At 66.5% G+C, this 25702-nt stretch carries 23 protein-coding genes, 1 tRNA gene and 1 pseudogene; 13 read left to right on the top strand and 12 right to left on the bottom strand.

Annotated features, from left to right (window positions below; genetic code table 11):
- Positions 1-85 precede the first annotated feature (85 nt).
- The 6 genes from ABZ939_RS07550 to ABZ939_RS07525 all read right to left on the bottom strand — a co-directional run bounded on the left by ABZ939_RS07550 (position 86) and on the right by ABZ939_RS07525 (position 6745).
- Positions 86-838 carry a 4'-phosphopantetheinyl transferase superfamily protein gene (locus ABZ939_RS07550; RefSeq protein WP_361850354.1) on the bottom strand — a complete coding sequence of 251 codons (753 nt, stop codon included), beginning with the start codon at positions 836-838 and terminating at the stop codon, positions 86-88.
- Positions 835-1428, bottom strand: coding sequence for a YdeI/OmpD-associated family protein (locus tag ABZ939_RS07545; RefSeq protein ID WP_361850351.1), 594 nt, complete (start codon positions 1426-1428; stop codon positions 835-837). The genes ABZ939_RS07550 and ABZ939_RS07545 overlap by 4 nt, the downstream gene beginning before the upstream one ends.
- Positions 1425-3317, bottom strand: a complete 1893-nt coding sequence (locus tag ABZ939_RS07540) for an NAD(P)-binding domain-containing protein (RefSeq protein WP_361850349.1) — start codon at positions 3315-3317, stop codon at positions 1425-1427. The genes ABZ939_RS07545 and ABZ939_RS07540 overlap by 4 nt, the downstream gene beginning before the upstream one ends.
- A 21-nt stretch (positions 3318-3338) precedes the next feature.
- A complete protein-coding gene (locus ABZ939_RS07535; RefSeq protein WP_361850347.1) occupies positions 3339-3794 on the bottom strand; it encodes an SRPBCC family protein in 456 nt (151 codons plus the stop codon).
- Positions 3791-5380: an aldehyde dehydrogenase gene (locus tag ABZ939_RS07530; RefSeq protein WP_361850345.1), complete on the bottom strand. Its 1590-nt coding sequence runs from the start codon at positions 5378-5380 to the stop codon at positions 3791-3793. Before ABZ939_RS07530 ends, ABZ939_RS07535 begins: the two co-directional genes overlap by 4 nt.
- Before the next feature lie 144 nt (positions 5381-5524).
- Positions 5525-6745 (bottom strand): glycosyltransferase, encoded by a 1221-nt coding sequence (locus tag ABZ939_RS07525; protein WP_361850343.1) that lies wholly within the window; start codon positions 6743-6745, stop codon positions 5525-5527.
- A 286-nt stretch (positions 6746-7031) separates the two neighbouring features.
- Here ABZ939_RS07525 and ABZ939_RS07520 point away from each other — a divergent pair, with 286 nt between their 5' ends.
- Positions 7032-7688 (top strand): DUF6308 family protein, encoded by a 657-nt coding sequence (locus ABZ939_RS07520; RefSeq protein WP_361850341.1) that lies wholly within the window; start codon positions 7032-7034, stop codon positions 7686-7688.
- Positions 7689-8075: 387 nt separating this feature from the next.
- Here the strand turns inward: ABZ939_RS07520 and ABZ939_RS07515 are convergent, their stop codons facing one another.
- Entirely contained in the window at positions 8076-8921 is an 846-nt protein-coding gene (locus ABZ939_RS07515; protein WP_361850339.1) for an alpha/beta fold hydrolase, read from the bottom strand.
- Between the two features lie 679 nt (positions 8922-9600).
- On the opposite strand from ABZ939_RS07515, the gene ABZ939_RS07510 reads away from it, so the two are divergent.
- Positions 9601-10410, top strand: coding sequence for a DUF6551 family protein (locus ABZ939_RS07510; protein WP_361850337.1), 810 nt, complete (start codon positions 9601-9603; stop codon positions 10408-10410).
- 876 nt (positions 10411-11286) lie between these two features.
- On the opposite strand, the gene ABZ939_RS07505 is transcribed toward ABZ939_RS07510, so the two are convergent.
- Both ABZ939_RS07505 and ABZ939_RS07500 read right to left on the bottom strand, forming a co-directional pair.
- Positions 11287-11907: a HEPN domain-containing protein gene (locus ABZ939_RS07505; protein WP_361850335.1), complete on the bottom strand. Its 621-nt coding sequence runs from the start codon at positions 11905-11907 to the stop codon at positions 11287-11289.
- A 10-nt stretch (positions 11908-11917) separates the two neighbouring features.
- A complete protein-coding gene (locus ABZ939_RS07500) occupies positions 11918-13108 on the bottom strand; it encodes a DUF262 domain-containing protein (RefSeq protein ID WP_361850333.1) in 1191 nt (396 codons plus the stop codon).
- Positions 13109-13895: 787 nt separating this feature from the next.
- Here ABZ939_RS07500 and ABZ939_RS07495 point away from each other — a divergent pair.
- Positions 13896-14274, top strand: a pseudogene (locus ABZ939_RS07495) (site-specific integrase); the annotation flags it as partial.
- A gap of 217 nt (positions 14275-14491) precedes the next feature.
- On the opposite strand, the gene ABZ939_RS07490 reads toward ABZ939_RS07495, so the two are convergent.
- A tRNA-OTHER gene (locus tag ABZ939_RS07490) sits at positions 14492-14555 on the bottom strand.
- 244 nt (positions 14556-14799) lie between these two features.
- Here ABZ939_RS07490 and ABZ939_RS07485 point away from each other — a divergent pair.
- The 4 genes from ABZ939_RS07485 to ABZ939_RS07470 are packed head-to-tail and all read left to right on the top strand — an operon-like array spanning position 14800 to position 18378.
- On the top strand, positions 14800-15408 hold the full coding sequence (locus ABZ939_RS07485; RefSeq protein WP_361850331.1) for a hypothetical protein: 609 nt from the start codon (positions 14800-14802) through the stop codon (positions 15406-15408).
- A complete protein-coding gene (locus tag ABZ939_RS07480) occupies positions 15405-17300 on the top strand; it encodes a tetratricopeptide repeat protein (protein WP_361850329.1) in 1896 nt (631 codons plus the stop codon). Before ABZ939_RS07485 ends, ABZ939_RS07480 begins: the two co-directional genes overlap by 4 nt.
- A 50-nt stretch (positions 17301-17350) precedes the next feature.
- Complete coding sequence (locus ABZ939_RS07475) at positions 17351-17797, top strand: GntR family transcriptional regulator (RefSeq protein ID WP_361850327.1); 447 nt, start codon at positions 17351-17353, stop codon at positions 17795-17797.
- A gap of 11 nt (positions 17798-17808) precedes the next feature.
- Positions 17809-18378, top strand: coding sequence for an HD domain-containing protein (locus ABZ939_RS07470; RefSeq protein WP_361850325.1), 570 nt, complete (start codon positions 17809-17811; stop codon positions 18376-18378).
- On the opposite strand, the gene ABZ939_RS07465 is transcribed toward ABZ939_RS07470, so the two are convergent.
- Together ABZ939_RS07465 and ABZ939_RS07460 are read right to left on the bottom strand one after the other, a co-directional pair.
- Positions 18366-18839 carry an NUDIX domain-containing protein gene (locus ABZ939_RS07465; RefSeq protein WP_361850323.1) on the bottom strand — a complete coding sequence of 158 codons (474 nt, stop codon included), beginning with the start codon at positions 18837-18839 and terminating at the stop codon, positions 18366-18368. The two genes, ABZ939_RS07470 and ABZ939_RS07465, sit on opposite strands and share 13 nt — an antisense overlap.
- On the bottom strand, positions 18836-19606 hold the full coding sequence (locus ABZ939_RS07460; protein ID WP_361850321.1) for a helix-turn-helix transcriptional regulator: 771 nt from the start codon (positions 19604-19606) through the stop codon (positions 18836-18838). Before ABZ939_RS07460 ends, ABZ939_RS07465 begins: the two co-directional genes overlap by 4 nt.
- Positions 19607-20468: 862 nt before the next feature.
- On the opposite strand from ABZ939_RS07460, the gene ABZ939_RS07455 reads away from it, so the two are divergent.
- The 6 genes from ABZ939_RS07455 to ABZ939_RS07430 all read left to right on the top strand — a co-directional run bounded on the left by ABZ939_RS07455 (position 20469) and on the right by ABZ939_RS07430 (position 25590).
- Positions 20469-20762: a hypothetical protein gene (locus ABZ939_RS07455; protein ID WP_361850319.1), complete on the top strand. Its 294-nt coding sequence runs from the start codon at positions 20469-20471 to the stop codon at positions 20760-20762.
- The gene (locus ABZ939_RS07450) at positions 20759-21769 is read left to right on the top strand and encodes a DUF2637 domain-containing protein (RefSeq protein ID WP_361850317.1); all 1011 of its coding nucleotides are present in this window, start codon (positions 20759-20761) and stop codon (positions 21767-21769) included. The genes ABZ939_RS07455 and ABZ939_RS07450 overlap by 4 nt, the downstream gene beginning before the upstream one ends.
- A 91-nt stretch (positions 21770-21860) precedes the next feature.
- Positions 21861-22247: an RRQRL motif-containing zinc-binding protein gene (locus ABZ939_RS07445; RefSeq protein WP_361850315.1), complete on the top strand. Its 387-nt coding sequence runs from the start codon at positions 21861-21863 to the stop codon at positions 22245-22247.
- Between the two features lie 32 nt (positions 22248-22279).
- Positions 22280-22831, top strand: coding sequence for a hypothetical protein (locus ABZ939_RS07440; protein ID WP_361850313.1), 552 nt, complete (start codon positions 22280-22282; stop codon positions 22829-22831).
- A 98-nt stretch (positions 22832-22929) separates the two neighbouring features.
- Positions 22930-25197 carry a cell division protein FtsK gene (locus tag ABZ939_RS07435; protein ID WP_361850311.1) on the top strand — a complete coding sequence of 756 codons (2268 nt, stop codon included), beginning with the start codon at positions 22930-22932 and terminating at the stop codon, positions 25195-25197.
- A 141-nt stretch (positions 25198-25338) separates the two neighbouring features.
- Positions 25339-25590: a hypothetical protein gene (locus ABZ939_RS07430; protein WP_361850309.1), complete on the top strand. Its 252-nt coding sequence runs from the start codon at positions 25339-25341 to the stop codon at positions 25588-25590.
- The last annotated feature ends 112 nt before the right edge of the window (positions 25591-25702 follow it).

The raw sequence follows: 25702 nt of genomic DNA, 5'->3' as shown, positions 1-25702 counted from the left end.
AGCGGAGCCCGTTCGCGAGGTGAATCGTAGTGCGGCGAGCGGTATTTGGCGGATATTCGACACCGGGCGCCGATCATCACCCTGGTCAGAGCTCCGGTGCGAGCGCGACCGCCGCGGCATGATCGTCCGGCGTGGCCACATCCCGTACGGTCCAGCCGTCCGGTCCCGCGGCCGGTATGACACCCGTCCCCAGGTAGTCCAGCGCGGGGGAGCGGCCGAGCCCCGTACCGATGCCCTTGAGGTACGCCTCCTTGCGCGCCCACGCCCGGGCGAAGGCCGGCGGGCGCGACTCCTCGTCCAGTACGGCCAGTTCCGCCCGCTCGTCCGGGTGCAGGACCGCCGTCGTGTCCGCGACGGCCGCGGGCGTCGGCACGCGCTCCACGTCCACGCCGAGCGGCACCGGGGCGAGGCCCACCAGCACCATCGACCCGCCGTGCGAGAGCGAGAAGTGCGCCCCGCCCCCCTCGACCACGGGACGGCCGTGCGGCCCGCCGCAGCACGGGCACTCCGCGCGCCCCAGCCGTACCGCGTCCGGCGCGAGACCGAGCCGTACGCCGAGCAGCACCCGCAAGCCCACATGGGCCACGAGATAGTTCCGCCGGTCCGCCTCGCGCCGCAGGGACTCGGCACGCCGCAGCTCCCCGGCGTCGAGCACCCGGGGAGCGAGCCGCCCCGCCCAGCCGGCCCAGGGCCCCGCCTCTACCAGCCACAGCGTCGTCTCCGACGCCCGCTGCGCGGGCAGGGCGGTGGGCGGGGCCTCGTACAGGGCGGTGGGCGGGGCTGCGGACAAGGGGCCGGGCGGGGCCGCCGACAGCACCTCGGGCCGGAGCGGGATCACGGCTTCTTCCGGGGCCCGTGCGGCGGATCGCCGGCCTCCAGCCGTTCGACGTACCCCGCGATCCTGCGGGCCCGCGTCTCCGCCTTCACCGCCTTCTCCACGTTGAGCAGGATCTGGTACCTGTTGCTCCTGCTCAGCGCCTCGTACGCGGCCGCCGCGGCCGGTGCCGCGTCGAGCGCGGCCCGCAGATCGGGCGGGACCTCCGCCGTGCTCTGCGGAGCGTAGGCGGCGGCCCAGCGGCCGTCGGCCTTGGCCAGCTCGATCTGCGCGAGCCCCGCGGGCCGCATCCGGCCGGCGGCGATCAGCTTCTCGACCTTGGCGCAGTTGATCTTCGACCAGGGGCTGCGGCGCTTGCGTGGGGAGAAGCGCTGGGCCCACCAGCCGTCCGGCACGTTCCCGGAGAAGGCCTTGCCGTCGATCCAGCCGTAGCAGAGGGCGACGTCCAGCGCCTCGGACCGGGTGACAGAGGCGACGTCCGTGCCCTTCTTCGGCAGGGCGAGCCAGACCTCGTCGGCCGCCTCGTGATGCGCCTCCATCCAGGCGGCGAACTCCTCGACGGAGGCACAGCGCAGATTGTCGTCCGTCGTCATGCCGCCGTGTCCACCTCCACCGCTTCCGTGACGTGCGCACCGGGGCGCGCGGTGTCCGGCACGCTGCTCAGCGGCCGGCCATTCTGCTCGGCGGCAGCCTTGACACGCTCCAGAGTCATCCGCATCCCCGCACGCAGCTCCTCGGTGTGGTTCTCGTAACCGCCGAGCATCGAGTTGGCGAAGGACGCGGTGCGCTTGCGCTGCCCGGTGTTCTGCCCGGAGACGTCCCACACCTCGGTGACAACGGTGCCGCCCTGGCCGTCCCGCTCGAGGCGGTAGCCCCAGCGGACCCCGTTGGTCGTGGTGTGGAAGGCGAAGGACTTGCCCCGCTCCCACTGCTCGACCGTGTTGGAGGTGATCCACGCGACCCAGCCGCGGCGGTTGATACCGATGAACTTCGCCCCGACCCCGCGCTTGTCACCGCGCCAGTAGCAGCGACGGCACTCGGGACTCCACTCGCCCATCCGGGTCACGTCGCTGATCAGGTCCCACACCACCTCGGGAGCGGCGTCGATCCGGATCGACACCTCCTCGGGACGGTAGTCGGCCGGGATCGACCCGGCGGACTTCTTCGCGAGCTTGGCCCCCCTGCGCCGCGCACCGCGCAGCTCGGCCAGATAGGGGTAGTGGTCCACCTGCATGGTGTGCCGCTTGGACGTCACGTAGCGCTTGGCGAGCTTCTCCTTGTACGTCGTGATCTCCCGGCGCATCTCCTTGACCGACGGCAGCGCGGCCTTGCCCTGGAGCAGGTCGGCGATCCAGTGGGACTGGGCCTCGGCCAGCACCGTGGTCGCGCCCAGGGGCTGGAAGAGACCCACGAAGTAGAGCCCGGAGTGCTGGGGGTCGACCACACGGTGGAAGAGGGAGACGTCGTTGTCCGTCGGGGCGATCACGGACTCGTCGAGGAAGGGGAAGCTGACCTTGTAACCGGTGCTGTAGATGACGGTGTCGATGACCTCGCTGCTGCCGTCGGTGAAGTGCACCGTGTCGCCGTCGAAGTGCGAGATGTTCGGCTTGACCGTGAGACCGCCGTGACCCAGCCGGGGGAGCAGCGACTCCGAGACGGTCGGGTGGGAGTTGAACAGCTTGTGGCCCGGCTCCGGCAGACCGAAGTCCGTGACCTTGCCGATCGTCATCCGCAGCAGAGCCGCCATGACCCAGCGCTGCGTCTCGCGCGGCATCACCCGGGTGATGAACGGGCTGATCATGTCGTCGCCGGGCTTGCCGAACATGAACTTGGGGAAGACGTAGCCACCGGTCCGGATCGACAGGAACGTGCGCTCGGAGACCGTGGACGTCTCCACCGCGATGTCGGACGCCGAGTTGCCGAAGCCCAGCACGAGCACCCGCTTGCCGGCGTACTCGTCGGGGACCCGGTAGTAGTGCGAGTGGATCTGGGTGCCCGTGAAGGTGTCCGCGCCCGGGAAGGCCGGCTCCGGGTCGCGCGGGTCCCAGTGGTGGCCGTTGGCGACGATCACCGATCCGTAGTGCCGGGTCGTCTCGGCCCCGGTGTCGCGGTTCTGCGAGGTCACCGTCCAGCCGCCGCCCTCGGCGGGCTCCACGTGGGTGACCGACGTACGGAAGGCGATCGACTCGCGGAAGCCGAAGTGGTCGACGTAGTCGTCCAGGTACTGCGCGATCTGGACGTGGTCGGGGTAGTGCGGATAGTCCTTCGGCATGGGGTACGCGCGGTACTCGGACAGCTTCTTGGACGTGTTGATGTGCAGGGACCGGTATCCCGAGGACATGCCGTTGTCGTTGAGGTAACGCCAGTTGCCGCCGACCTTCGAGCCGGCTTCGTAGCAGTCGAAATCGATCCCGCGCGCGTGCAGAACCTGGGCGGCGGCAAGTCCCGACCAGCCGGCTCCGATGATGCAGACCTTCTCCATGGGGGTGCTTCTCCTTGTGTGTCAGGACAGGTGGTGGCCGCCGGCGGTGACCCGCGCGGGGCCTCCGACGGCGGAGATGACCTGGTGGGCGCTGCGGAGCAGCACATGTCCGACGGCCGAGTCGATCGCACCCGCGAGATGGGGAACGCTCGTGCTGTAACTGACCTCGAAGGCGACCTCACTGCCACCCGGGACGTCGGTGCTCGTCCAGGCCCCCTTCAGATGCCGGAAGTCGCCGTCGACCTGCTCGAACTCGATGCGGTACGCCTCCTCACCACGGTCGGCGCGCTCGGTGCGCTGGACCCAGCGGGCGGCACCGCCCCGAAACGCGAGCACCCACGACTGCTCCCCGTCCTCCGTACGCTCGACGGAGACGATGTCCTCCGCGTAGGAGGGGAACGCCGTGCCGTCCGCGAGGCGTTCGATCACTTCGGCGGCCGTGGCGGGGACCGTGGCCTTCAGTACGCGGGTCGTCATGACGCGTCCTCCTTGTCGGCCGCCGGGCGGAGGATGCTGACCGCCTGCAGACGGGTCGTGCGCAGCATGGGGTGGCTCGCCTCGCCGAACGCACCGCCGGTGAGACCGGGGCCGCCCTGGTTGGGCAGGAAGGGGAGGAAGCCGCTGTGCGAGTCGTTGATCTTCAGGTTTCCGGCGTTGGTGACCCCCTCCAGGAAGCGCTCGACCGTCGTGAAGCTGGAGGACCAGACGGAGTTGCGCAGCCCGTAGGCGTTGCTGTTGACGAAGCGCAGGACCTGCTCGAGCAGCTCGTCGTCCGAGGCGCCGGCCTCGGGCACGATGATCGGAAGCAGCGGGAAGAAGGTCTCGTCACGGACGACGGAGAGCGACCTGGCGTCCTGGAGCCCCTCCACGCGGACGATGCTCGGCTCGACGAAGAACCCGGTGCTCGACTCCGATCCGTCCACCTCGAGACGGCGCCCGCCGTGCACGAGCTTCGCGCCCTTGGCGAGCGCCTCGCCCAGGCAGCCGAAGAACCAGTCGACCCCGAGGACCGGGGTGAGGACCACGCCCGGCTCGTCGGGATAGCCCGGCTGGATGTCCTTGGTGGCCGCGACGAGGCGTTCGATGAGCTCGTCCGCGATCGCCGGATGGGCGACGACCTGGTTGGGGACGTTGCAGATCTGGCCGGAGTTCAGGAAGAACTGGGTGATGGTCTCCACCGCGGCGTCCAGGTCGGCGTCGTGCCAGACCACGCAGCAGTCGTTCCCCGCGAGCTCCAGGATCGGCTTCTTGCCCGCGGCGATCGCGTCGGCCTCGAACTCGAGGCCCTTCTTGCTCCCGCCGAAGTACAGGACGTCGTCGACATGCTCACTGGCGAGCCAGGTCTCCAGCATCGGGGCCCCGCAGAACGCGTTGACCGTGCCCGCCGGCGCGCCCATCTCCTCCAGCACGGGCGCCACGACCTCCCGCATCGCGTACATACAGCTGAGCGCGACGCCACGCGGCGCCCGCACCACGACGGTGTTGCCGGCGATGAGGGCGGTGAGCCCGTTCAGCGCGTTCACCGTAGCCGCGTTCTGCGGCGGATTGATGCAGACGACGCCGTCGGGAATCCGGCGCAGAATCATTTCCCGTTCGCCGTCCTGCCGCCGGAACTCCAGCTGCTCGGCGCACCATTCGAGGGTTTCCCGGCTCCAACTGGTGTATGGAATTCCCGTGATCATTCCCTCGGCCGCGTCCCGGGGAGTCCCTTCGGCGACCAGAATCTCGACAAGCGGCTCCCGGTGCTCCAACAACCGCTCGCCGATCCGCCGCCCCACCTCCAACCGTGTCTCGACGGGTACGCGCCGCCACTCCTCGGCGGCCCGTGCGGCCGCCTCCAACGCAAGGTCGGCCATCTCCTCGTCGGCCACCACACAGGCCCCGACGACACGCTCCCCCGCCGCATCCGGATCGACGATTCCCAGATCGAGATCGCGCTTGAGACGCAGACTGGGGAAGGTGTCCTCGATGAGGGAACGGGCGGTAATGGTGTGTACGTACTGCGGATTGTCGCCGGTGATGTCCTGGCCACCTATGTAGGCCGGATATACGCCGAACTTCATTTCGCCCCCTTCGGTCAGTCCGAATACGGCTGACGTTTGTCCCCAAGCTAGGGCGGCGAATCCACAGGAACAATGACCCCACCATCAGGCCTCCTTATGGATCCGATCCGCCCCAACTCGGCGACAGCGAGGGGCTGACGGCGTTTATCGGCCGACCATCTCCAACAGCAACTTCGCGGCCACCGCCGTCCCGTCGGTGCGTACCGTGCCGGCCACGTCCGCCGCCCGTGCACGGGTCTCGGGGGCCAGAGCGGTCGTGAGCGCGACCGACAGGGACGCGAAGGTCGGAGTGGGACCGTCGTGGGCCGCGCCGATACCCAGCTCGGCCACGCGGCCCGCCCAGTACGGCTGGTCCACGATCTGAGGGACCACGACCTGAGGCGCGCCGGCCCGGGCGGCCGTCGTCGTGGTGCCCGCGCCGCCGTGGTGCACGACGGCGGCCACGCGCCCGAACAGTGCCTGCTGGTTGACCTCGCCGACGCCGAAGCAGTCGTCCCGGTCGTCGACCGGGCCCAGGCCGGCCCAGCCGCGGGCGAGGAGCACGCGGCGGCCCTGGGCGCGGACCGCCTCGATGGCCACCCGGGCCACATCCTCCGAGCCGCCCATGGGCATGCTGCCGAAGCCCACGTACACCGGCGGTTCGCCGGCCTCGAGGAAGGCCTCCAACTCGGCCGGGAGCGGCCGTTCGTCGGTCAGGACCCACGCGCCGGTCTGCACCACGTCGAGCTCCGACGGCCGCTGCCACGGCCCGAGGACCGGATCGGCCGCCAGCCACGGCCGGTCGGTGAAGACGTGGCCGCGGATGTCGCCCACCGGTGGCTGCCCGATCGACATCCGATGGGCGTTGATCCCGGGGCCGTACAGGGCGTTGAAGCTGTGGGCGTTCAGCTCCCACAGCGCCCGGTTGTCGGTCATGTCCGACGGGAACGGAAAGAGCGGCAGCGGGTGCGGCGCGTGATGCGGCGACGGCAGCATGGTCGGGAAGTAGCTCACGTACGCGAAGGGGACGCCCAACTCCTCGGCCACCGACCGCGCCGCGGCCACGGCGGGGACCAGCCCGGTCGCCACCACCGCGTCACACCCCTCGCCCGCCGCGGCGACCACCTCGTACTGTGCGGCGACCAACGCGGCCGCCCGCTGGGGCAGCCCCTCCGGCGTCATCGACGCGGCTCCGCTCACCGTCGTCCGCATCGGCTCGGCGGCCGGCACGAACTCCACACCGACACCACCGAGCAGCCTCGCGAACTCCTCATCCGCCGGCGCACAAACCCGCACCTCCACCCCAAGCCCCCGCAACCGCACGGCGAGCCCCGCCATCGGCTGAACATCCCCACGCGACCCATACGTCGACAACAACACCCGCACTTGGCGACTCCCCGACTCCCACCGACTCCAACCCAGCCCGGCGATTCTGCGCCCCAAGGACGCCCTTGCCGCAAGCCCCCAGGTGCGCTATACGTTGAAAACGGAAAGGCGAGGGCACCCCCTTTCCCCCACCACCTCCCAATCCGGCAACGCCCGAGTAGGTCTCCCTCCTGCCGCCCCGGTACCGTCGCTCATGGCAACCACGGCGGCGCCGCCGTTGCGACAGCTCGCACTACTCCAGGGGGCATAGCCGTGCGAGTCATCGAGACTGTGGGGAGGGAGTTACGTGAGAACCGTCGGATCACTGCGTGGTTGTGCGGAGAGGCACCTTCAGACCTACACAGATCCTCGGGGCCCCAGAGCGTTCCGTACGTATGACTGGCAGGGCGATCCGGCACGATTGAGCCCGTTGGACTGTCTGGCGCCGGCCTTGCTGAGTGTTCGCATTGGCTACAAGCAGATAGTCCCGTTGTTTCGCCCTGACGGCCCGGGGGCTGAAGTCCTACAGGCCATGGAAGCGGTGCTTGCCGACGGGGCGTGTGCAGCAGCGGACTTCTTGGACGTGACGCTGGATCCGTCTCTGGGTCCCTGGTCCCTGGTCGATCGAGCATTGGTCGCTACAGGAGAAGCGGGCGGTACGGGCCTGCCGGACTTCAAGGCCGTTGCTGTTACCAAGATCCTCCACCGCAAGCGACCTAACCTGGTTCCGATTTTCGACAGCAACATCTACGAGTTCTACCTCGGGCAAAAGCCAGTTCCCGGAGCCTATAAGGACACCCCTCGCCGCTTGTGGCCGCTCCTGCAAGCAGACCTACGCCGTCACCGGGATTGGATCCAAGACCTTATTGTCTGCATTCGCACGCCTGACGAGAGGCCTCTCAGCCTTCTTCGAGCGGCAGACATTATTATCTGGGAGCACACGGCCAGCGGATGCGACACGTGAGGACTGCTCAGCTGGCCTCCGACGGCCCCGCGGCGACGGAGCCGTCCACGCCGGCGCCATCCGTTCAAGGGACTGGAATAACCAGCGCCTCGTCATCGTCGGCGCCAACGACCGCCTCGTGCCAAGGATGGAGGCCATCGCCCGGCACCGCACCGAAGACCCCGCACGCTACCGGCGAGAGCTGCGCGATCCTCCCGGGCCGTGGCCTGGATGTCTTCCAGAGGCCGTCGATCAAGTACAGCAGTACCGCGAGGTACGCGGCTTCGGCATTACCCACCTGTGGCAAGAGCACATCGGCCAGTGACCAAGCGCGAGTGTGTCCAGCCAGGAAGCAGGAATTGCTCCGCAAGCCCACCGGTTGCACCTCCCGCGTCGCGCCTCGACCGGCTATACGGCGAGTGTCGCCAGCGTCTTCTCGGGTGCGGTGAGGATTGAGAAGTGGCCGTGGCCGGGATGGATGTGAAGGCGTGCGCCCGGTATCGCGGCGGCGAAGCGGCGGGCGTGCTGGAGGGGGACGGTGGTGTCGGCGTCCCCGTGGTGGATCGACGTGGGCACCCTGATCGACTCAAGGTCGAAACCCCAGGGTCGGGTCAGCACGCGCAGATCCTGCCCGACTCCCCAGCTGCCGCCGTGGAACGCTCGCAGGTAGTTGGCCAGAAAGGCCGCGCGTGCGTCCGACTGGGCGAGGGCACGCCGGTCGCTGGCGGGCATCTCGCTGGTCGCCAGGCGAAGGAACAGCCCTGGTGCCCGGCGCGCCAGCGTGGCCAGGCAGCCCATGAACCAGCCGCCGAAGGCCGGAGCGTGCCGGGCGATCTGCAAGGACGCGCGCTGCCCAGATGCCATCCCGCGGGTGGGCCAGGCAGGCGGGCCAAGGGGCGCGATGAGCAGCAGGCTGCGGACGCGGTCAGGTAGCTCGGACGCGCAGGCGGCCGCGAACGCACCGCCGCCCGAGACGCCGAGCAGCGCCACCGAGCCGATGTCCAACGCGTCCAGGACCAGGGTGGCTTCCGCAGCCCAATCCACGACCCGCGGCAGGCGACGGACGTCGGTGTCGCCGATGCCGGGGCGATCCGGGGCGATGAGGCGCAGTCCGAGCGCGTGAGCCGCGCCCGCGAAGTCGTACACGGCCAGCCGGGAGTCGGCCAGCCCGTGGCAGAACAGCACCGCAGGCGCGTCCGGCTCCCCGACCACCTCGACGGCGATCACCCCGCCGTCGGCTCGACGCAGTTCCACGCTCCTATCGTCTCCCATCCCCTCGATCCGAGAGCTGCCTGACCGGCTTCCCTGGGAGCCGGGGACCGGTCCGCGAGGTTGCGGCGGTCCGGAGCCGGCCGGTGATGCTCTTCGACAACACCTGGAACAGCCCTCGGCTCCCCGACAGTTACGCCCGCGGAGACGGGTTGACCCGGGCAAACGCTCCAAGATCCTGTCCATGAAATAGTCCCCAGCCGGCGCCCTAGGGCCGCTCAGGACCGCACAAACGCGAAGACCCCGCCCTCAGCAAAACCGCTGGTGGCGGGGTCTTTAGGCACTTCCTGCGAAGTGCCCCGGGCAGGATTCGAACCTTGCGCACACGGCTTCGGAGGTCCCGTGCTTCCCGTGTGTTTCAGCTCGTCAGGGCCTCACGGTGTGGTGATGGGGGAGCCCCGTCCACAAATAGGCCGCGGGCTGGCCCTTGTCCTTCGGCCGTCTCCCTCGTTTGGCGTGCAGTGGGCCGCGTGAGGAACCATCACGCACGCAACCTCCGGCAGCGTCGGCTCTCGCCCATGGGCGGGAATCGGGTCAAAGATTGGCCTAGATTCGTCTTCTTATCTGGATAGTCAGCGAGGGCGTGTACCTCTTGATCTTGCATCGCATCCCACATCTGGCGACCGCCAACACTCCTGAGCGCGATGCAAGAGGGGGCAGAGCCATGCCTAAGAAGTACGCGTACGAACTGCCGGAGCACCAGGTTGACTATGGTGTCCGCATCCCGGTCGAAGACCTCAAGATCGACGAGAAGGCGCAGCGGGTACTGAACGAGCCCCGCGCGCGGAGCATGGCTAACAACCTGGTACCCGAGGCGCTTGGCACCATCGTCGTCTCCCAGCGCACCAGTGGCGATCGATACATCGTTGACGGCATGCACCGGTGGCACGTCTGCAAGCTCACTGGCATCCCGGAGATAGTGGCTGAGGTCCACCATGGGCTGGACCAGCAGGAAGAGGCAGTCCTTTTCCTGATCAAGAACCGAGAGTCGAGCAAGCCGACGCCGCTTGACGAATACAAGATCGGACTGACGGCGGGCATCCCGCTCTTCGTCGATACGGAGTCCGCGCTGCGGAAGCGAAACCTTGCCATGGGCTCCACAGGGACGAACATGGTGGGCGCAGTGGCTGGTGTCCTTCGGATCACTGATCTCTACGGCCCTGAGACGCTCGAGCGGACACTGAAGGTTGCCGAGGACGCCTGGGGGCGAACCAAGGAGACCTGGGACGGCATGCTGCTGGGCGGTATCGGCATGTTCCTTGGCAAGCACGGGGACGACATCGACGACAGGGTGCTTTCCGAGAAGATCGGCAGGAAGGATCCCGCCTTCCGGTGGCGGGCCAACATCACGGCCCTCGCCTCCGCCGGCGGCACACGCCACAGTGGCACTGGATCCAGAATCAGTACCTGCTACACGCTGATCGTCACTGAGTGGGACAAGGGCAGGCGCAAGGAGAACCGCATCGGGAGCTAGCGCCTGAGACGGATCAACCTATGAATCGGACCCGGGCGGCGACGTTCGCATTGCCGCCCGGGTCCGGCTCTACGATGCCCGGCACGGTACGACGACCCTGCTCACCACCGCCGGCGTCACGCCCGTGAATCGGGCGTTGTCAGTGATCGCTGCTGTGTCCGTAGGCCATCGCCGCGCGGCAGGTGTCGAGGTGTCCAGGGCATCCGAAGACTGTTTGGGATCGTTTGAACAACCCCACGCTCTTCGTCACCCGGTAGTCAGGTAGTTCCGTACAGCCCTTCACATCGCATGAGAGGGCATGGTCCGCGCCGGGATGCCGTACCAGTCCATAGAGGTCACGTCGCGAGTTCGGATGCCGGCCGCAGCTAGGACGGCATCCGCGCTGTAGAGGATCCGTTGCGGGCGGATCCATTGGCCGTGGATGAGTTCGCGGTGCTGCTCCGTCAGGGCACCCCCTACTGAAGGTCGCGGCCCTCGTGGACCATTCGGTGACGAGCGCCCTGACCCGAGCTGAGGAGAGAAACACCCCAGCTTGCCTGACCGCCAACCCTGGGGGCGAACCAGTAGGCGGGGAACTCCCTGGTCTTCGGGTTCCCGAGTCACCCTCGTAGCCAACCTGTCACTGTTGGTCGCCCCCGGTCACCCCTGAGCCCCCTCGCACGGCCCACAGACGGCCCCAGGAAACGGTCATCCGTCCCTTGATCCGCCTTACCGCCGTTGCGGACACTGCTCAGGCTCGACACTCACCCATTAGTCGGACCGGCGAGTGACCCCCTCCGGCTCCTACCGCGCCCTGGAGGGGCGGCAGCCGGAGCGACGCTGAGATTGGTCGTACTGCCGCTACTGGTCGCCACGCATCCGATTTATCCGCAGCGACTACACCGAAGCCGAAGAGGATCCGTCCAGGAAACCCACCAGTTCGCCAATGTTACTTACGGCATCCTCAACCCAGACCACCGCCTGCCCGGCATAGACCGTTTCACTCGCCGACTGAGACGATGACGTGTGAGCCATCTTCCCTCGTTTTGCGCCGAGAGTATTTAGGGCCTTAAAGAGGCGGTCGCAGCTATCCGTAAGCGGGTCACCATGCAGGCCTAGAGGCTTGGCCAGCGCCGTAACGTTTGCTCCCTTTAGCCCATTATTGATCTGCACGACCTTCGAGCGGTAGAGGTTCTTGGCCGTTTCGCAGACCTGAGCCGTTGGATACTTTCCCGCGCCTTGCCCAATCAGGTCCCCCGAAAAGTGTAGCGACAGCCTAACGAAACAATGGGGGATGGAGTCTTTGGTTATCTCGACACTTCTCGCCTCGACATAGGAAACGAAGAGCTCTTCGATGAACTCCTCAATGTGCGCGTGTGCGAGAATGACGAAGGAGGTAATTAGAAGCTGTTGACGTCGAGTCAGATCATCTGGCGGATTGACGGCGACCGTATCCACGTCGAGAAGAGCATCCTTCAGCTCTTCAATGTCACTCCGCAGGCCTGCGACGAGATCCATTTCGCCTAACCTAATCGTCGAGACATGCAGGCCGCTGGGGGGCAATTCCAACTACACCCTCTAGTGTCGAGCTCCAGATATCAAACCGGTTCCTAGTCGCGTCAATACTCTTAGTTGTGCTCGTGATGGCCGCAACGAATTTATCGTTCTCGACACAGAGGTTTTTGAAGGCCTCCCTAACCTTTTCAGCACGCCCCAGCGCTATATCCCTGATGCGAGGATCGGCTAGAGAGTGAATCTGAACGTCGAAAACGGCACGATTCAGACTCCGCTCCCACCGGACGCCGGACCACTTGTGGCAAGCCCCCTCGTCAGAGAAGATCTGGCGGGCGGCAGCGATCGCGCGCTCCATCTCCGAGAGCTGCTCGACGATTTCACGGGAACTTGACGACCAGCGCTGATTGAAATGCACGCAGGTCTTATCTAGGAAATCTTTAAGATTGCCACGGTATGGCGTCGGGGAATTCTGAAACCCGAAGTAACGAACGAGCATTTCAGCGTCAATCATCCGCCGATCCGGCCCCTTGTTTCCAAGCAGGTGCTGGAGGCCAGGGCTAACGCCCGACTGCTCATCCACAAAATTCACGAAATCCCCCGGCACTAGAGCTTGTCGAAGCTCCTGCGGGGAGAGCGGCACACTTCCAGTATTCAGTCGCAAGAATAGCGTGTAAAGAAAGTCCTCCGACTCCCACCCTTTAATAGATACGGTCCTGATCGTGTGATTCTCGAACGAGTCAAAGAGTTCCACCCTCTCGTCTTCGAGCTTCTTGATGTCGTAACCGCGCACGCTCTCCAGGATGGACGTGCCGGTAATCTTGAAGGAATCGAATTCAGAATCCACCTCCAGACCCTCGCCTGCATAGAACTGGCGCAACGCGAGCAGTCTCTGCTTCCCGTCAATCACAAAATAGTGACCGGGGCGCTCAGGCTTCTCCGCGAGTACGATCTGCGGGATCGGATAGGAGAGGATTGCGGACTCAATGAAGCGACTCTTGATGGGGTTCGTCCATGCGGCACGGCGCTGGAATTTTGGATTGAGGTCGATCCTCCCCTTTCGCATCTGCGTGACGATCGTCTCGATCGTCCAGTCGGTTGCCGAGATACTCGCTCTAGCGGCAGTTAGGCGGTGTATTACATCCTCTTCGCTCTCCCCAGATTCAGCATCTACGGGAAGCATTCCTTCGGGACTCTGATTGGTCATGATCTCCTCCGGTGTCGACGCCTCACCCTAGGGCACGGTCGAGGTGCCGAGTGGGGAGAACGAGGCGTTTGAGCGGTGCGCCTCATCCGCACATGGTCAAAGTTTGTTGGAAGGCGCCACGTCGCAGAAGCCGGGTCGCGAGTCACCCCAGCCACAACGTGCCCAGGCGGGATGGGAGCCCCCACCTCCACCACGGCACTGTCGGGAGACGCCCACGGGCCCCCTCCATCCCGGAGCCTGAGCGCCCCCGCCGGAAGCATCGTTCTGGACGGCACCTCGCGCACTCGCCCGGCCGCGCCGTGGTTCTTCCCGCCCATCAACCCAACTGTCAGGCGTGCGGCCGGCGGTCGGGCCGGAGCGGGGCGGAGACAGGAGCGGCGGCCCGGACGACGGGTCGCACGCGCCGCGCAGTGCGCGGCGCTGCCTTGATGAAGTAGAGAAACTCTTACTGCCCCGGTTCTGTGGCCACTGGCGTGCAGTCGCGCTCTGCAAGGAACTCGTTGAGGAAGGTGAAGAACAAGTCGATGGCTCCGCTCGGCTTCCCGTTCGATCTCGACAGCCCAGCCCAACGGGCTGGAGTACTGCACGTCCAGCCTCTTCCACAGCCACTCGCTGAACGGGCCGGTGTGCACGAACACGGGCTCTTCGTCGACCCCGTGGACCTCCAGGGCGACCCGATAGCCAGTCAGCATGGAGTCGAGGGACATGGGGGCCGTTCCCGTCCAGGGCGTCGAGGAGGCGGATCGCGTAGACCTCGGCCACCCGTTCTTCTACCTCTGAGGGCGTCTTCGGCGGCTTCCGGGCCGCTGAGGTGGTGGGGCTGTCCGAGCCTGATCTGACGCTCCACGCCTCGGGGTGGGGTACCGCGCTCCTCCACCGAAGCGTCCCAGCGTGGGCAAGCAGTGGACCGACTCGGGGAAGAGCCACGACGACCGCGGGCTGAAGAACCGCCCGAACGAGGACGTCCGTCGGGTGCCCTCGTCGCGATCCTTCGCGAGCACGTCGAGACCTTCGGGACCGCCGACGACGGTCGGCTGTTTACCGAGGTCGCCGAGCGGGCCGGCAACAGCGTTGAGGTGCTGCTGAGTCGGTACGCCAAGTGCCTCGACGGCCGTCAGGACGTGGCGAATCGGCGTATCGAGGACCTGCTCCGCGAGTACGAGTGAGCGGCGAGTGAAGTGCTCCATGAGGCCCTGGGACTCGTCTCGGGGCCTTCGCCATTTCTCGGTGCTGACTTGGGGCGATGCCCCCGCGGTCCAGGCCGCGAATAGGCCGCAGCCCCCGTCATTCGGCGACACAACCCGGCACACGCCTGCACATACGACAAGACCCCGTCCTCAGCATCAACGCTGGTGGCGGGGTCTTTAGGCACTTCCTGCGAAGTGCCCCCGGCAGGATTCGAACCTGCGCACACGGCTCCGGAGGCCGTGCCCACGACAGAGGGGGCATGCCGGCTGACCTTGGCTTTCTCCTGCACGACTGTCTGTCGGGTCGGATCTCTATCGCGTACCGTGCGTCAAGCCGCCTTGACGGGCTTTCAGAGGGGCTGACCGAGGTCCGTGGCGAGGACCGTGCATGGGGGTGGCGTGCCGATAGGCTGTGGCCGCGCTGGGTGGGTGCCTGGTGCCCTTGCCCACACGCGCCGGGGGGTGCAACGCACGGTGGCGTCACCGCAGATCACCGTCACAGGGTTGATCGAGCACGTTGAGATGGACTCCGCGGCGGTCCTCACGAAGGTCCAGACTGCATTTCCTCGCGCCGCTCAAGGCGCCATGGACTTCGTGGTGCCACTCAACGACTGCGAAGTTGAATTCTACTGCACGAGTACAACCGCACTGGAGTTTCGGGTACGGGCCTCGGCAACTGGCCCATCTACATCGAACTCGGCGCGAAGTGTCACGGCAGTGGAGCTTCTCGTTCGGTCGACGGGAGTGCTCTGGGCGGGACTCGAGAAGGCCCTCAGAGGAGACGGTAGAAAAGGGCGGCCAACACTGGCTCGCTGTGTGATCGAGGACCCTTACTCCAGGGGCATTCTCCTCATGTGTGATATGGAGTCCCCTCTGCGCTCGACTGGCGCCCGTGTCGGGTATGTCTTTTCCGCGTTCTTCACGATTGTGGGCGTGGCATTGATTGTCTGGCAGTTCCTCACACCGCATACGGCCTCAGACAGGGAGGCTAACCTTCTGGGAATTTCACTCTCTCTGTTCGTTGCGGCGATCTCGATCCAAATTCCACCAATCATCAACTGGCGAGAGTGGAAGAAAGAACTCTCTTGGAAGTACGTTAGGAGCAGGACGTGAATCGAGTAAGGGAAAGTGATTTCGTCGCACTGCTCTCCGACGTCCTCAGAGAGCACGGTTGGGAGGTGGTGCTGGAACCGCGTATCGGGGAACTGCGCCTCGATGCATTGTTTACGCGCCAAGGGTTTGTGTTGGTGGTCGAAACTAAGTTCCATGCCCGCGAAGTCCGCAGCTCCTGGGTCTTCGATCTGGCTGAACGCGTCAAGTATGTCGACGGCCTGCTCAGTCCGACTCGCGGGACCTACGGGGTTCTCCTCGCAGACGTGCAAATTCCCGCACGCCTTGCCGCGGCTTCCGCGCGGTACCCCTTGGAAATTGTTCATTGCTCCCCGATCCTTGAACTCCCGCAATTGCTTCAAGAGGTCGCCGAGAAGTGTGACTCTTTGAGTCGGCTAAATCGAGAGCTGCAGTCGATTGAGCATGTCGAGTTCATGGGGGATTCTGCGATTTCTTCGAATAACTCTGGAATCGCAGCATCGGCTGTTTCGGCGCACTCTGTCGAGCGCGTTAGATCCGAAAATCGCGACTCGGAACCTGATCTGCGTCAGCGTATTGCTCAGCTGGAGAGTGTCCTCGGCAGCTGGCATCCGAGCGTGCTGTCATTGCGGAGTGAACTTGCCGGCATGATGCAGTCGGAAGCTCAGTATCGAGAGGTCTTGACCGATCAGCTGACGCGTCTGGGGGCGCACAGCCCTGACGTACTGGAGACTACGGTCGGCTTGGCCTCCCTACTGGCACAAAGAGGCAGGTTCGAAGAAGCCGTCGCACTCTATGAGGACGCGTCCAATCGTTCTTCGGAAATCCATGGACCTGCCAGCCCGGAGAGCCTGGTAATTCTCAATAACCTTGCCAGTGCATATTTCTCCGTTGGGCGCACGCGAGCGGCTGTCTCGATCTATGAAGACATCCTCCGAGCGCGGGAGGAGACTCTTGGACCCGACCATCCGGATGTTCTTCTCTCCCAAAACAATCTCGCGAATGCGCTAAGGGAGATTGGCGACACTCGTCGCTCAATCAATCTGCTCGAGACTGCCGTCATGGGGGCCATGAGGCTTCTTGGTTCGGATCACCCGATTGCACTGACGCTCCGCAATAACCTTGCCTCAGCGCTTGTTGAAGTAGGTGAAGTTCAGCGAGCTATTCCTCTGTATGAGGAGACGCTTGCGGATCGGGTGCGGGTTTTGGGTCCGGAGCATCCCGAAACGCTCAGTTCGCGGAACAATCTCGCCTACGCCTATGGGGCAATTGGTGAGCCGCAACGTGCTATTCCTCTGTATGAGGAGACGCTTGCGGATCGGATGCGGGTTCTGGGGATGGATCACCCTGAAACTCTGAGCTCGCAGAACAATCTTGCGAACGCATATCTCGGATCTGGGGATGTGGCGCAAGCCATAGAACTGCACAGCGAAGTGCTGGAACGGCGTGAGCGATTGCTGGGGGCTAGGCACCCTCAGACTCTGAGTTCCCGCAACAACCTCGGTCATGCCTACCTCATGTCGGGCCTTATCGATCGCTCGATTGAGATGTTTGTCGAGACTGTCGGTCTGTGTCGCGAAGTGCTTGGGGAAGATCACCCAGACTTCCTTACGGCCCAAGGAAATCTCGCGCTGGCTTGGCAGGCGCAAGAGGAGTTTGAGCGTGCGGTCCCGCTGTTGGAGCAAAACCTAGAGGCGCGTTCCAGGGTTCTCGGACCGGATCATCCTGAGACGATCCAATCTGAGATCGACCTCGCCTTGGCTCACGCGCAAGTAGGGTCCTTTGAGCTGGCTGTGAGCCTCTTGTCGAATGCTGAAGAGCGTTGTGTCAGGGTTTTTGGGGAGCGCAACGTGCAGACAGAGTGGGTGCGACGGGCCCGTGCGCGCTTGGAGAACATGCGGCATGAGGATATTTGACGATTCGCGTGCTGTACGTTCTCTATGGGAGGTAGAGGAAGGGAAGAGGTGTGGTTGAGGCAAGCCCGCGAGGTACGTACTTGCAGATTTCTGAATCTTTGCGACGGAAGATCGAGAAGGGCACGATCAGTGAGGGGTTGCCTTCCGAGGCGGAGCTGATGCGCATCTATGGTGTCGGCCGGACCACCATCGGACGTGCGCTCAAGGCGCTGAAGGCTGATGGTGTGATCGAGTCGGTTCAGGGGGCGGGTTGGTACGTGACTGGAACGGGCGACCGCCGGCCGCTGGTGGAGCGGGTGACTGACTTGCTCCGAGCCGAAGGCGCGGCGGTGGGCGACACCTTCCCGTCCGAGAATGAACTGTGCGAGACGTTCGGCGTGTCCAGGACGGCGGTACGGACGGCCATTGCACAGTTGGAGGGGCGGGGGCTCATTGAGATGGGTCCGGGCCGTCGGCGCCGGGTCCGAGCTCTCCCGTCAGGGCCGGAAGACTCGTAATCTTGGCAACCATGGATCTCACAGAGCGTGCCTATGGCCTCGCTGAATCGCTGCTGGCCGAGCCGCTGCCGCGCCGCTGGTCACATTCGCTGGGGGTTGCTGAGCGGGCCCGCTCCCTGCGGTCCATCCTCGGCGAGGATGCCGCCGTCATGGAGGCCGCGGCGGTCCTGCACGACGTGGGGTACTCGCCCCGTATTGCGTCCACTGGCTTCCACCCGCTTGATGGCGCCCGGTTTCTTCGCGCGCAGGAGGGTATCGACGAGCGCGTTGTCCAGCTGGTGGCGCACCATTCATGCGCTCTTCTGGAGGCGGAGGAACGAGGGCTCCGGGAGGAACTGGCGGCCGAATTTGAGCTAGAGCGGCCGGCCCTCGTGGATGCGCTTGTTTTCTGCGACATGACGACCACCCCTGATGGTGGGTGCACCACCTCGCAGGACCGGGTTGCAGAGATCGTGGGGCGGTACGGTCCTGACACCATCGTGGGCCGCTTCATCCAGCGAGCCGCGCCCGAGATCCACGCGGCAGTAAAGCGGGTTGAGGGGCGGCTCGAAGTGGCCCGGGGCGCCGGTCAGCCGATGTAGGGCGCCGTCCGGGATGCGTCGAGGCCGTGGGTGATCCGGAGCCGCATCGACGGGTGGATGTTGAGTGAGTAGAGGTCCGCGGGGGAGACCCAGCGGACCTCTCTTGATTCGGAACTGGTCCGCAGGGCACCACCGACGGGCCGGGCATGGAAGCAAATGGAGAACTGCTGTCGGACCTCCCCGTCGTCGTATGCGATGACATGCTGCGGGTCGGTGTAGAGCCCCACGATGTCCCCTACGGCGACCGAGATGCCAGTCTCCTCATGCACCTCACGTACCACCGTCTGCGCGATGCTCTCGCCTGCATCGTGGCCGCCACCAGGCAATGCCCACAGGTTGTTGTCGGTCTTGTGGATGAGGAGAACGTTGCCCTGCTCATCACGCACCACTGCGGTGACGGATGGCACGACCGAGTTGGCCACGGGGGCGTTCGGGTCGCGGAAATAGTCAATGCGGCTCATGGGGTGGCGTCTTCGTGGTCGGTGGGTGATGTGATTCGGCGCGCGGCCTCCCAGACCCGCTCAACGCTCTCGGCGTAGGTGTCGAACAGCTCGCCCCCAGGGACGCGCTGAAGGTGAAGCACGGGTGCCATGTAGGCGCCGACCCCGTAGACGTGGCCGTTCGCCAACAGCTCGTTGTCGGCGCGATAGATCGAGTTGTAGAGCGTGGTGGCGTGGAGCCTGAACTCCACACCGGGCAGCCCGAACAGCGGTGCGTAGTTGACCAGGGCATTCCGAATCTTGGATGCCATGGCGGATCCGATTCCTTCATCGCTGCCCCGGACAGCCACGGCACTGCTGCTGGGGTCGCCCAACATGAAGCGGACGGGAACGCCGGCGGCCGACTTCTCCCGCACGAGGCGGTGAAACCGTGCGTCCTCGGTCAACCAGAAGCCGGAGTACACCAGTACGTCGAAGTGCGTTGTGGCGTCGGCGTACAGCTTCGTCCATGCGTCCTGAGGGACAACCGAGCGGTGCGGGTAGAGCGTGAGCACTTCAGAGCCGCTGGAGGCGGTCACCTCCTCGGATGTCCGCTCGTCCGGCCAGAGGTACGAAACATCGCGCCGCAGTATCGAGGCGATGGCGTACTGAAACCGCCGATAGGGCTTGCGGTTTGGGTCCGAGATCCAGCGCTCAACTGTCTTGGGAGACACCCCGAGACGCTCCGCGACCTGCTCCAACTTGAGGTTGCTCTCCACGATGGCCCCGCGAAGCCGCTCGTTGGCCATACGGCCTCCCCCGCCTAGGACGTCCTGGGACGACTTCAACTCTAGCCAGTAGGGCGCAAGTCGTGCATGCACGGAGTCCAACGTCCCGCCCTTCCAAGCCAAGCTGGTCATGTCGCTGATCGAGGGCGGCGGATCCGACATCAAGAAACCCGCGGGTTGACGGCGCGGGTCTGGTCTGCCACGGTGAGGGGCATGTAATACATGCATCGCTTCAGTGGTGCAGTTTCACCCGCACGTGCGTCCGGAGGAAAGCCCGAGGGGGTGAGTACGAAGGCAGCGTCCGTTCCTTGAGAACTCAACAGCGTGCCAAGTGAAACGAGACGGGCGTGATCCCCGTCCCCATGGCGACGGGTTGTCGCCGGCGGCCACTTCTTCTGCGTGCTGGCTCTGGAGAACACACCCTCGGGGGTGCCACCCGGTACGCGCCGCCCTGCTGGCGTCAGAGCAGCGACGATGACGCACCCGACTCTCAGGCTCGGGACCGACGCGCCGTGGCAACGGAGCGCCGTTGAAGCCTCGCCTCGCCTGCTTGGAGGCTTCTGTGTTCCACCGACATCTGCGGGCGCTGGACGTACTGGACCTGTACGGCTAGCCACGCCCCTTGCGTCACCGCTCAACCGCTGTGCGAGGCGGCTCCGGGCTTCACCGCCTGGTCCTCGCTCGCACGGCTCTCTCACCCTTCCGCAGCGCTAGCAGCGCCGCGGCTGGTTGCCTCCCCCGCCCGCCCGGCGCCCTCACGGGGCTCGTACGGGCGGGGTTGAGGGGAACCGGACCATCGGCCCCGACTTACCGGGGCGGTCGCCTCTCTCCAAAGGCCGCGACCGCTCCGGTGTCCCTTCGACACCACCAGGAGTGATCAGTCATGCGTACGTACATCGGCGGTCATCAGGCCGTTAGCTGCACCGATTTCGTGGAACTGGCCCTCGGCACCCCAGTTGAGCTGTGGCTCGGGGTAGAGGGCGAGAGCGAGGAGGAGCGCGCGGCCCGGCTGGACGCGGCACGCGACATCCTGGCGGACAACCCGAACCTGCCGGACGACGTGTCCCGGGTCGCCGCCGAGGCGATCGAGGCGTACGCGCCGGAGCTGTTCAACGTCGTCCCGCTGGTCCGGCCGGCCTCCCGCCGGAACCGTGCCCGAAAGGGAGCGGCGGCATGACCGCACTGTCGGTGGAGCGGTCGGGGGTCCCGCCGCTGACGCGCCCGGAGATGGGCCTCGCCGGCACCGGCGCGCTCGCCGCTGCTGGTGTCGGAGCGCTGGGGCTGATCTCCTCCTTCGACGCGGTCTCTGCTGCCGCTGCCCGGTGGGGTTTCGGTGAGCCGTGGATGCTGCCGGTCGGCATCGACGTGGCCATCCCGGTGTTCACCGTGGCCAATCTGCTGCTGATCCGGATGGACATGGCCCTCGCCTGGGTCAGGTTCGTCCCCTGGATCCTCACCCTGGTGACCTGCGGTCTGAACGTCGCCGCCGGACATGGGCTGTGGGCAAAGGTCGCTCACGGCACGATGCCGCTGCTGTGGGTGGTGTTTTCCGAGATCGGCGCGCACATCTACGCCGTCCGGATCGGAGCCGCGACCGGCCGGCGGATGGACAAGATCCGCGCCTCGCGCTGGCTGCTCGCCTTCCCTTCCACGTTCTCACTGTGGCGCCGGATGACGCTGTGGGAGATCACCTCCTACGCCGACGCTCTCGCCCGCGAGAAGGAGCGGCAGCTCGCCCGCGCCGACCTGCGCGAGCAGTACGGCCGTCGCTGGAGGTCGAAGACACCACGACGCGAGCGCGTCCTTCTCCGCCTCGGAGACCTCGCCCCCGAGGGCACCGAGCCCGAGCCGGAACAGGCTCCGGAGCCGGACGCGCCGCCCGTGCCGCCGCAGGAGCCGAAGGAGCGGGCGCCGCGCAAGCGGACCACGCGCCCCAAGGCGAAGGCGTCGAAGTCTCCGCGGACTGCGGCCACGCTCCTGGCCGAGGCCCGCGAGACCACGGCCGACTGGGCCGATGACGCGATCAACGCCGAGGCAATCCGCACGGCCCTGCACTGCTCGGCCGCCAACTCCCGCGCCCTGCGGGACGCGCTGCTCGCCGAGCGGGCCGACGGCCGGCCGCTCCACTCCATCGACACCACTGAGACCGAGTCCGCTGAGACGGCCGAGGAGGTCGCGGCGTGAACACCCTCTTAACCGTTCTCACAGCGGCCGGGCCGCTGGCGGCCGGTTCCGGCGCCCGCACCGATGCTCCCGCGATCGCGGTGGCTGCCTGATGTCCCCGACGTTCGGCAAGTGCTTCGACCCGACCGGGGCGAAGTTCGGGATACCGACCTACCCGTGGCGCTACGCCCCCGACGGCTACGCCACCCGCCGCCAGCTCCGCGCCCTCGGACTGCGCCCCGGCGGCCAGCCAGTAGCGGCTCAGGTCATGCGCCGCAGCCGCGGACGCAAGACCGGAGTCCTGGTCGGCCACCTCTACCGGATCGACCTCGCCAAGCCCGTCCGGCCCATGACGTCGCGCAAGTGGGGCGCACTCGCCCTGGCGATGCTCGCCCGCCGCACCTGCCCTCAGTGCAGCACCGACGCCGGATACGTCATCCCGACCTCCCTCGGTACCTGCGTCCCCTGCGCCTACCCCGACGAACAGCGCGCCGCCTGAACTCGACTGTCTGACCGACAAGGAGATCCGCCGTGAAGGTGAAGGTCACCACCCACAGGCTGTGGGGACGCCGGGACGTCCTCAACGACGTCCGCGCACTCGCCCCGGCCTGCGCTGCTCTCGTGGAAGCCCACATCGGGCGCCTGCCCCACTGCCACATCGTGGTCACGACCCCGGACGGAATGCTGGAGCAGGAACTCAAGGCCGAGACCACGCTGGCCGGCCGCCCGCCCGTCGGCGTCACACCGCAGACCCTGCGCGAGGCCGCACACTCCAACCGCGCCCTGTTCGGGCAGGTCGTGCCGCAGTCCCGCACCCGCGTCCTGGTCCTGCTCAACGCCCACAAGCTGCACCGCTCCGGACAGCTGCCGGCCACGCTCATTCACGAGCTGACGCACGCCGCGCAGCTCCTGCGCCGCGGCGCGTTCCAGGAACACGTGGAGTACGTGCGCCACGTCTTCGACATCGCCCCGCTGTCCGCTCGCCAGCTCCGTATCCATGAGCGGCTGAGCAACGAACGCGAGGCCGAGGCATACCGCTCGGAAGCAACGCTCACGCGCCTGCTCGACAGCCACGCCGCCTGAACCCCACACCCGCACCGCACACCGTGACGGGCCCGGTCGCCTACCTCTCACAGCGCCGGCCGGGCCCGTCTGTTCCCTCCCGAGAGAAGGAAGCTTCAGTGAAGCACCCCGACGAAGAGAACGAGTTCTTCAACCGACTCGAAGCCGACATGGCCACCGACTGGACGGCCGACGCGGGGGCCGACGTGGTCGACCTCGGCAAGGCCCGATCCGCCCGCAGCGAGTCGGCCGACGCCAACCCGAACGGGTCGGGCGACCGGTCGGCCGACTCGACCCCGAAGGAGTCCGGCGGCGAGTCGGGCGACCCCAACTCGACGCGGTCGGGTATCGGGTCGGGTTCGGTGATGGTCGACGGTCCCGCCCCGGCGGGGCTGGGGTTCATGGACCGAGTCAAGGGCGCCAAGCGCCGTCCCATCGTGCCGATGTGGCTGCAGTCCACGGCGGAACTCAAGGCCGCCACGGGCTGGGTGGCCGGCCACTACGGCCACAAGGCCGGGTACCACGCGCTCCGGTCACCGGTCTACGCCGCGCGGCTCGCACTGCTGTCGCCGCGCGGGGCTGCGAAGTTCGTCGGCGGCACGATGCGCTGGGTCGCCGACAAGGAGGGCGAGCCGGTCCGACTCGCGGCAGTCCGGCGCGAGGACGCGGCCGAGTACCTCAAGCTCTCCCGCCAGCGCGACGGCCGGGTCCGACTGCGGACCCTGATCGCCGTGCTCGGCTCCATCATCGGCATGGGGGCAGCGCTGGCCCTGTATGTGCTGGCTCCGGGCTGGCTTCAGACGGTGTCGGTCGGAGCGCTACTGCTGGCGCTCGGGCACCTGGGCCGGGCCGAGGATGCCCCGGTCATCACCCGCGCGGTCGACCTGCCGCAGGTGCAGCGGCTCACCTCCGACATCGTGGCCCGCGCGTTCGCCGCCCTGGGGATCGCGGAGATCAACAAGCAGGCGGCCAAGGGCAAGCCAGGCATCGAGTTCAAGGCCCCGATCCAGCGCGACGGCAAGGGCTGGCGCGCCGACCTCGATCTGCCGTACGGCGTGACCGTCTCGGATGTGCTGGACCGCCGCGAACGGCTCGCGTCGGGTCTGCGGAAGTCGCTGGGCTGCGTGTGGCCCGAACCGGTTCCGGGCGAGCACCCGGGGCGGGTGATGCTGTGGGTGGGCGATCAGGACATGGCCCGCGCTCCGCAGCCGTCATGGCCGCTGATCAAAACCGGGACCACGTCGCTGTTCAAGCCCGTTCCGTACGGCACCGACCCGCGCGGCCGGCAGGTCGGCTTCGACTTGATGTACGCGAACTTCCTGACCGGCGCCATGCCGGGACGGGGCAAGACGTTCGCGCTGCGCATCCTGCTGCTCGCCGCCGCCATGGACCCCACCTGCGAGCTGCACACCTGGGAGTTCAAGGGAACCGGCGACTTCTCCTCCTTCCAGCCCATCTCCCACTCCTACGGCTCCGGCCCCGGAGACGACGCCACGGTCGAGGGCTGCGTGGAGGCGATGGAGTACGTCTACGGCGAACTCGACCGCCGCGCCAGGGTGATCAACGGGCTGCCCAAGGACATCTGCCCGGAGAACAAGGTCACCCCCGCCCTCGCGGCGAAGAAGTCGCTGGGCCTGCACCCGCTGGTGATGTCCATCGACGAGTGCCAGGAGGTGTTCACCCACGAGCGGTGGGGCAAGAAGGCCGCCGAACTGGCCACCGCGATCATCAAGCGGGGGCGCGCGCTGGGCGTGATCCTGCTGCTCGGCACGCAGCGCCCGGACGCCGACAGCCTGCCGAAGGCGATCAGCGCCAACGTCGGCATCCGGTTCTGTCTCCAGGTCATGGGCCAGCCCGAGAACGACATGGTCCTGGGTACCTCGATGTACAAGAACGGCATCCGCGCCACCTCGTTCACCGCCGATGACCTGGGCATCGGCTACCTGGTCGGCGCCGGGCCGAACCCGCAGATCGTCCGCTCCTACTACATCGACAACGCCAACGCCGAAGTGATCTGCCAGAAGGCCAAGGCCGCCCGCGCGGCCGCCGGCACCCTGCCCAACCCGGATGCGCCGAAGAAGGAGAAGGCCACAGACACCCTGCTCGCGGACATCCTGGCCGTCATCCCCGCCGATGAGGCCAAGGTCTGGAACGAGACCATCGTGGAACGCCTCGCGGAACTGCGGCCCGAGCGCTACGGCGACTGGGCCCGCATGAGCGGAGAGGAGCAGACCGCGCACCTGACCGCAGCGCTCAAGCCCTACGGAATCGCCGCCGGGCAGGTCGGGCGCCGCATCGACGGCAAGTTCGTCAACAAGCGCGGCATCAAGCGCGACGACATCACCACCACGGTCGCGGAGCGTAACCGAAACCGGGACGCGAGCTGACCGCACGGGGCTGCTATCGATAGCGCCACGGCACGCTATCGATAGCAGCCCCGATAGCGGCCCATAGGGGCCCTGATCAGGTCGCTAGCGCATAGCGGCCCACCTGCGAAAACCCCTGAAACCCGCCCTGGAGGCACCTTCATGCCCCCTGCCCTGCTCGCTATCGCATTCCTGCTGGTCGTCACACTCGGTTACGCATCTCTCTGTGCTGCCAGCCCGTTCGGGCAGTGCCGCAAGTGCGACGGACTCGGCTTCGCCCTGAAGCACGACCGCAAGGGCAAGCCCAAGCGCGGCAAGCCCTGCCGCCGCTGCAACGGCCACGGCATCCGCATACGCATCGGCCGCCACCTGTTCAACGTCGCGATGCGCATCCACCGCGACGGCACCCGCTGAGCCGGGACACACAGCGGCCGACGGTGCCCGTCATGAGACGTACCCCGCTCCAGTGGAGGAGCTAGGCGGGCGCAACCGTCAGCCAAACCCCTGAGCTTGCCAGCACCCGAGG

This window comes from Streptomyces sp. NPDC046712 (assembly GCF_040645695.1).
GTDB lineage: Bacteria > Actinomycetota > Actinomycetes > Streptomycetales > Streptomycetaceae > Streptomyces.
Note: the sequence above shows the minus strand (reverse complement) of the source record. Positions and strands in the feature narration are given on the sequence as shown.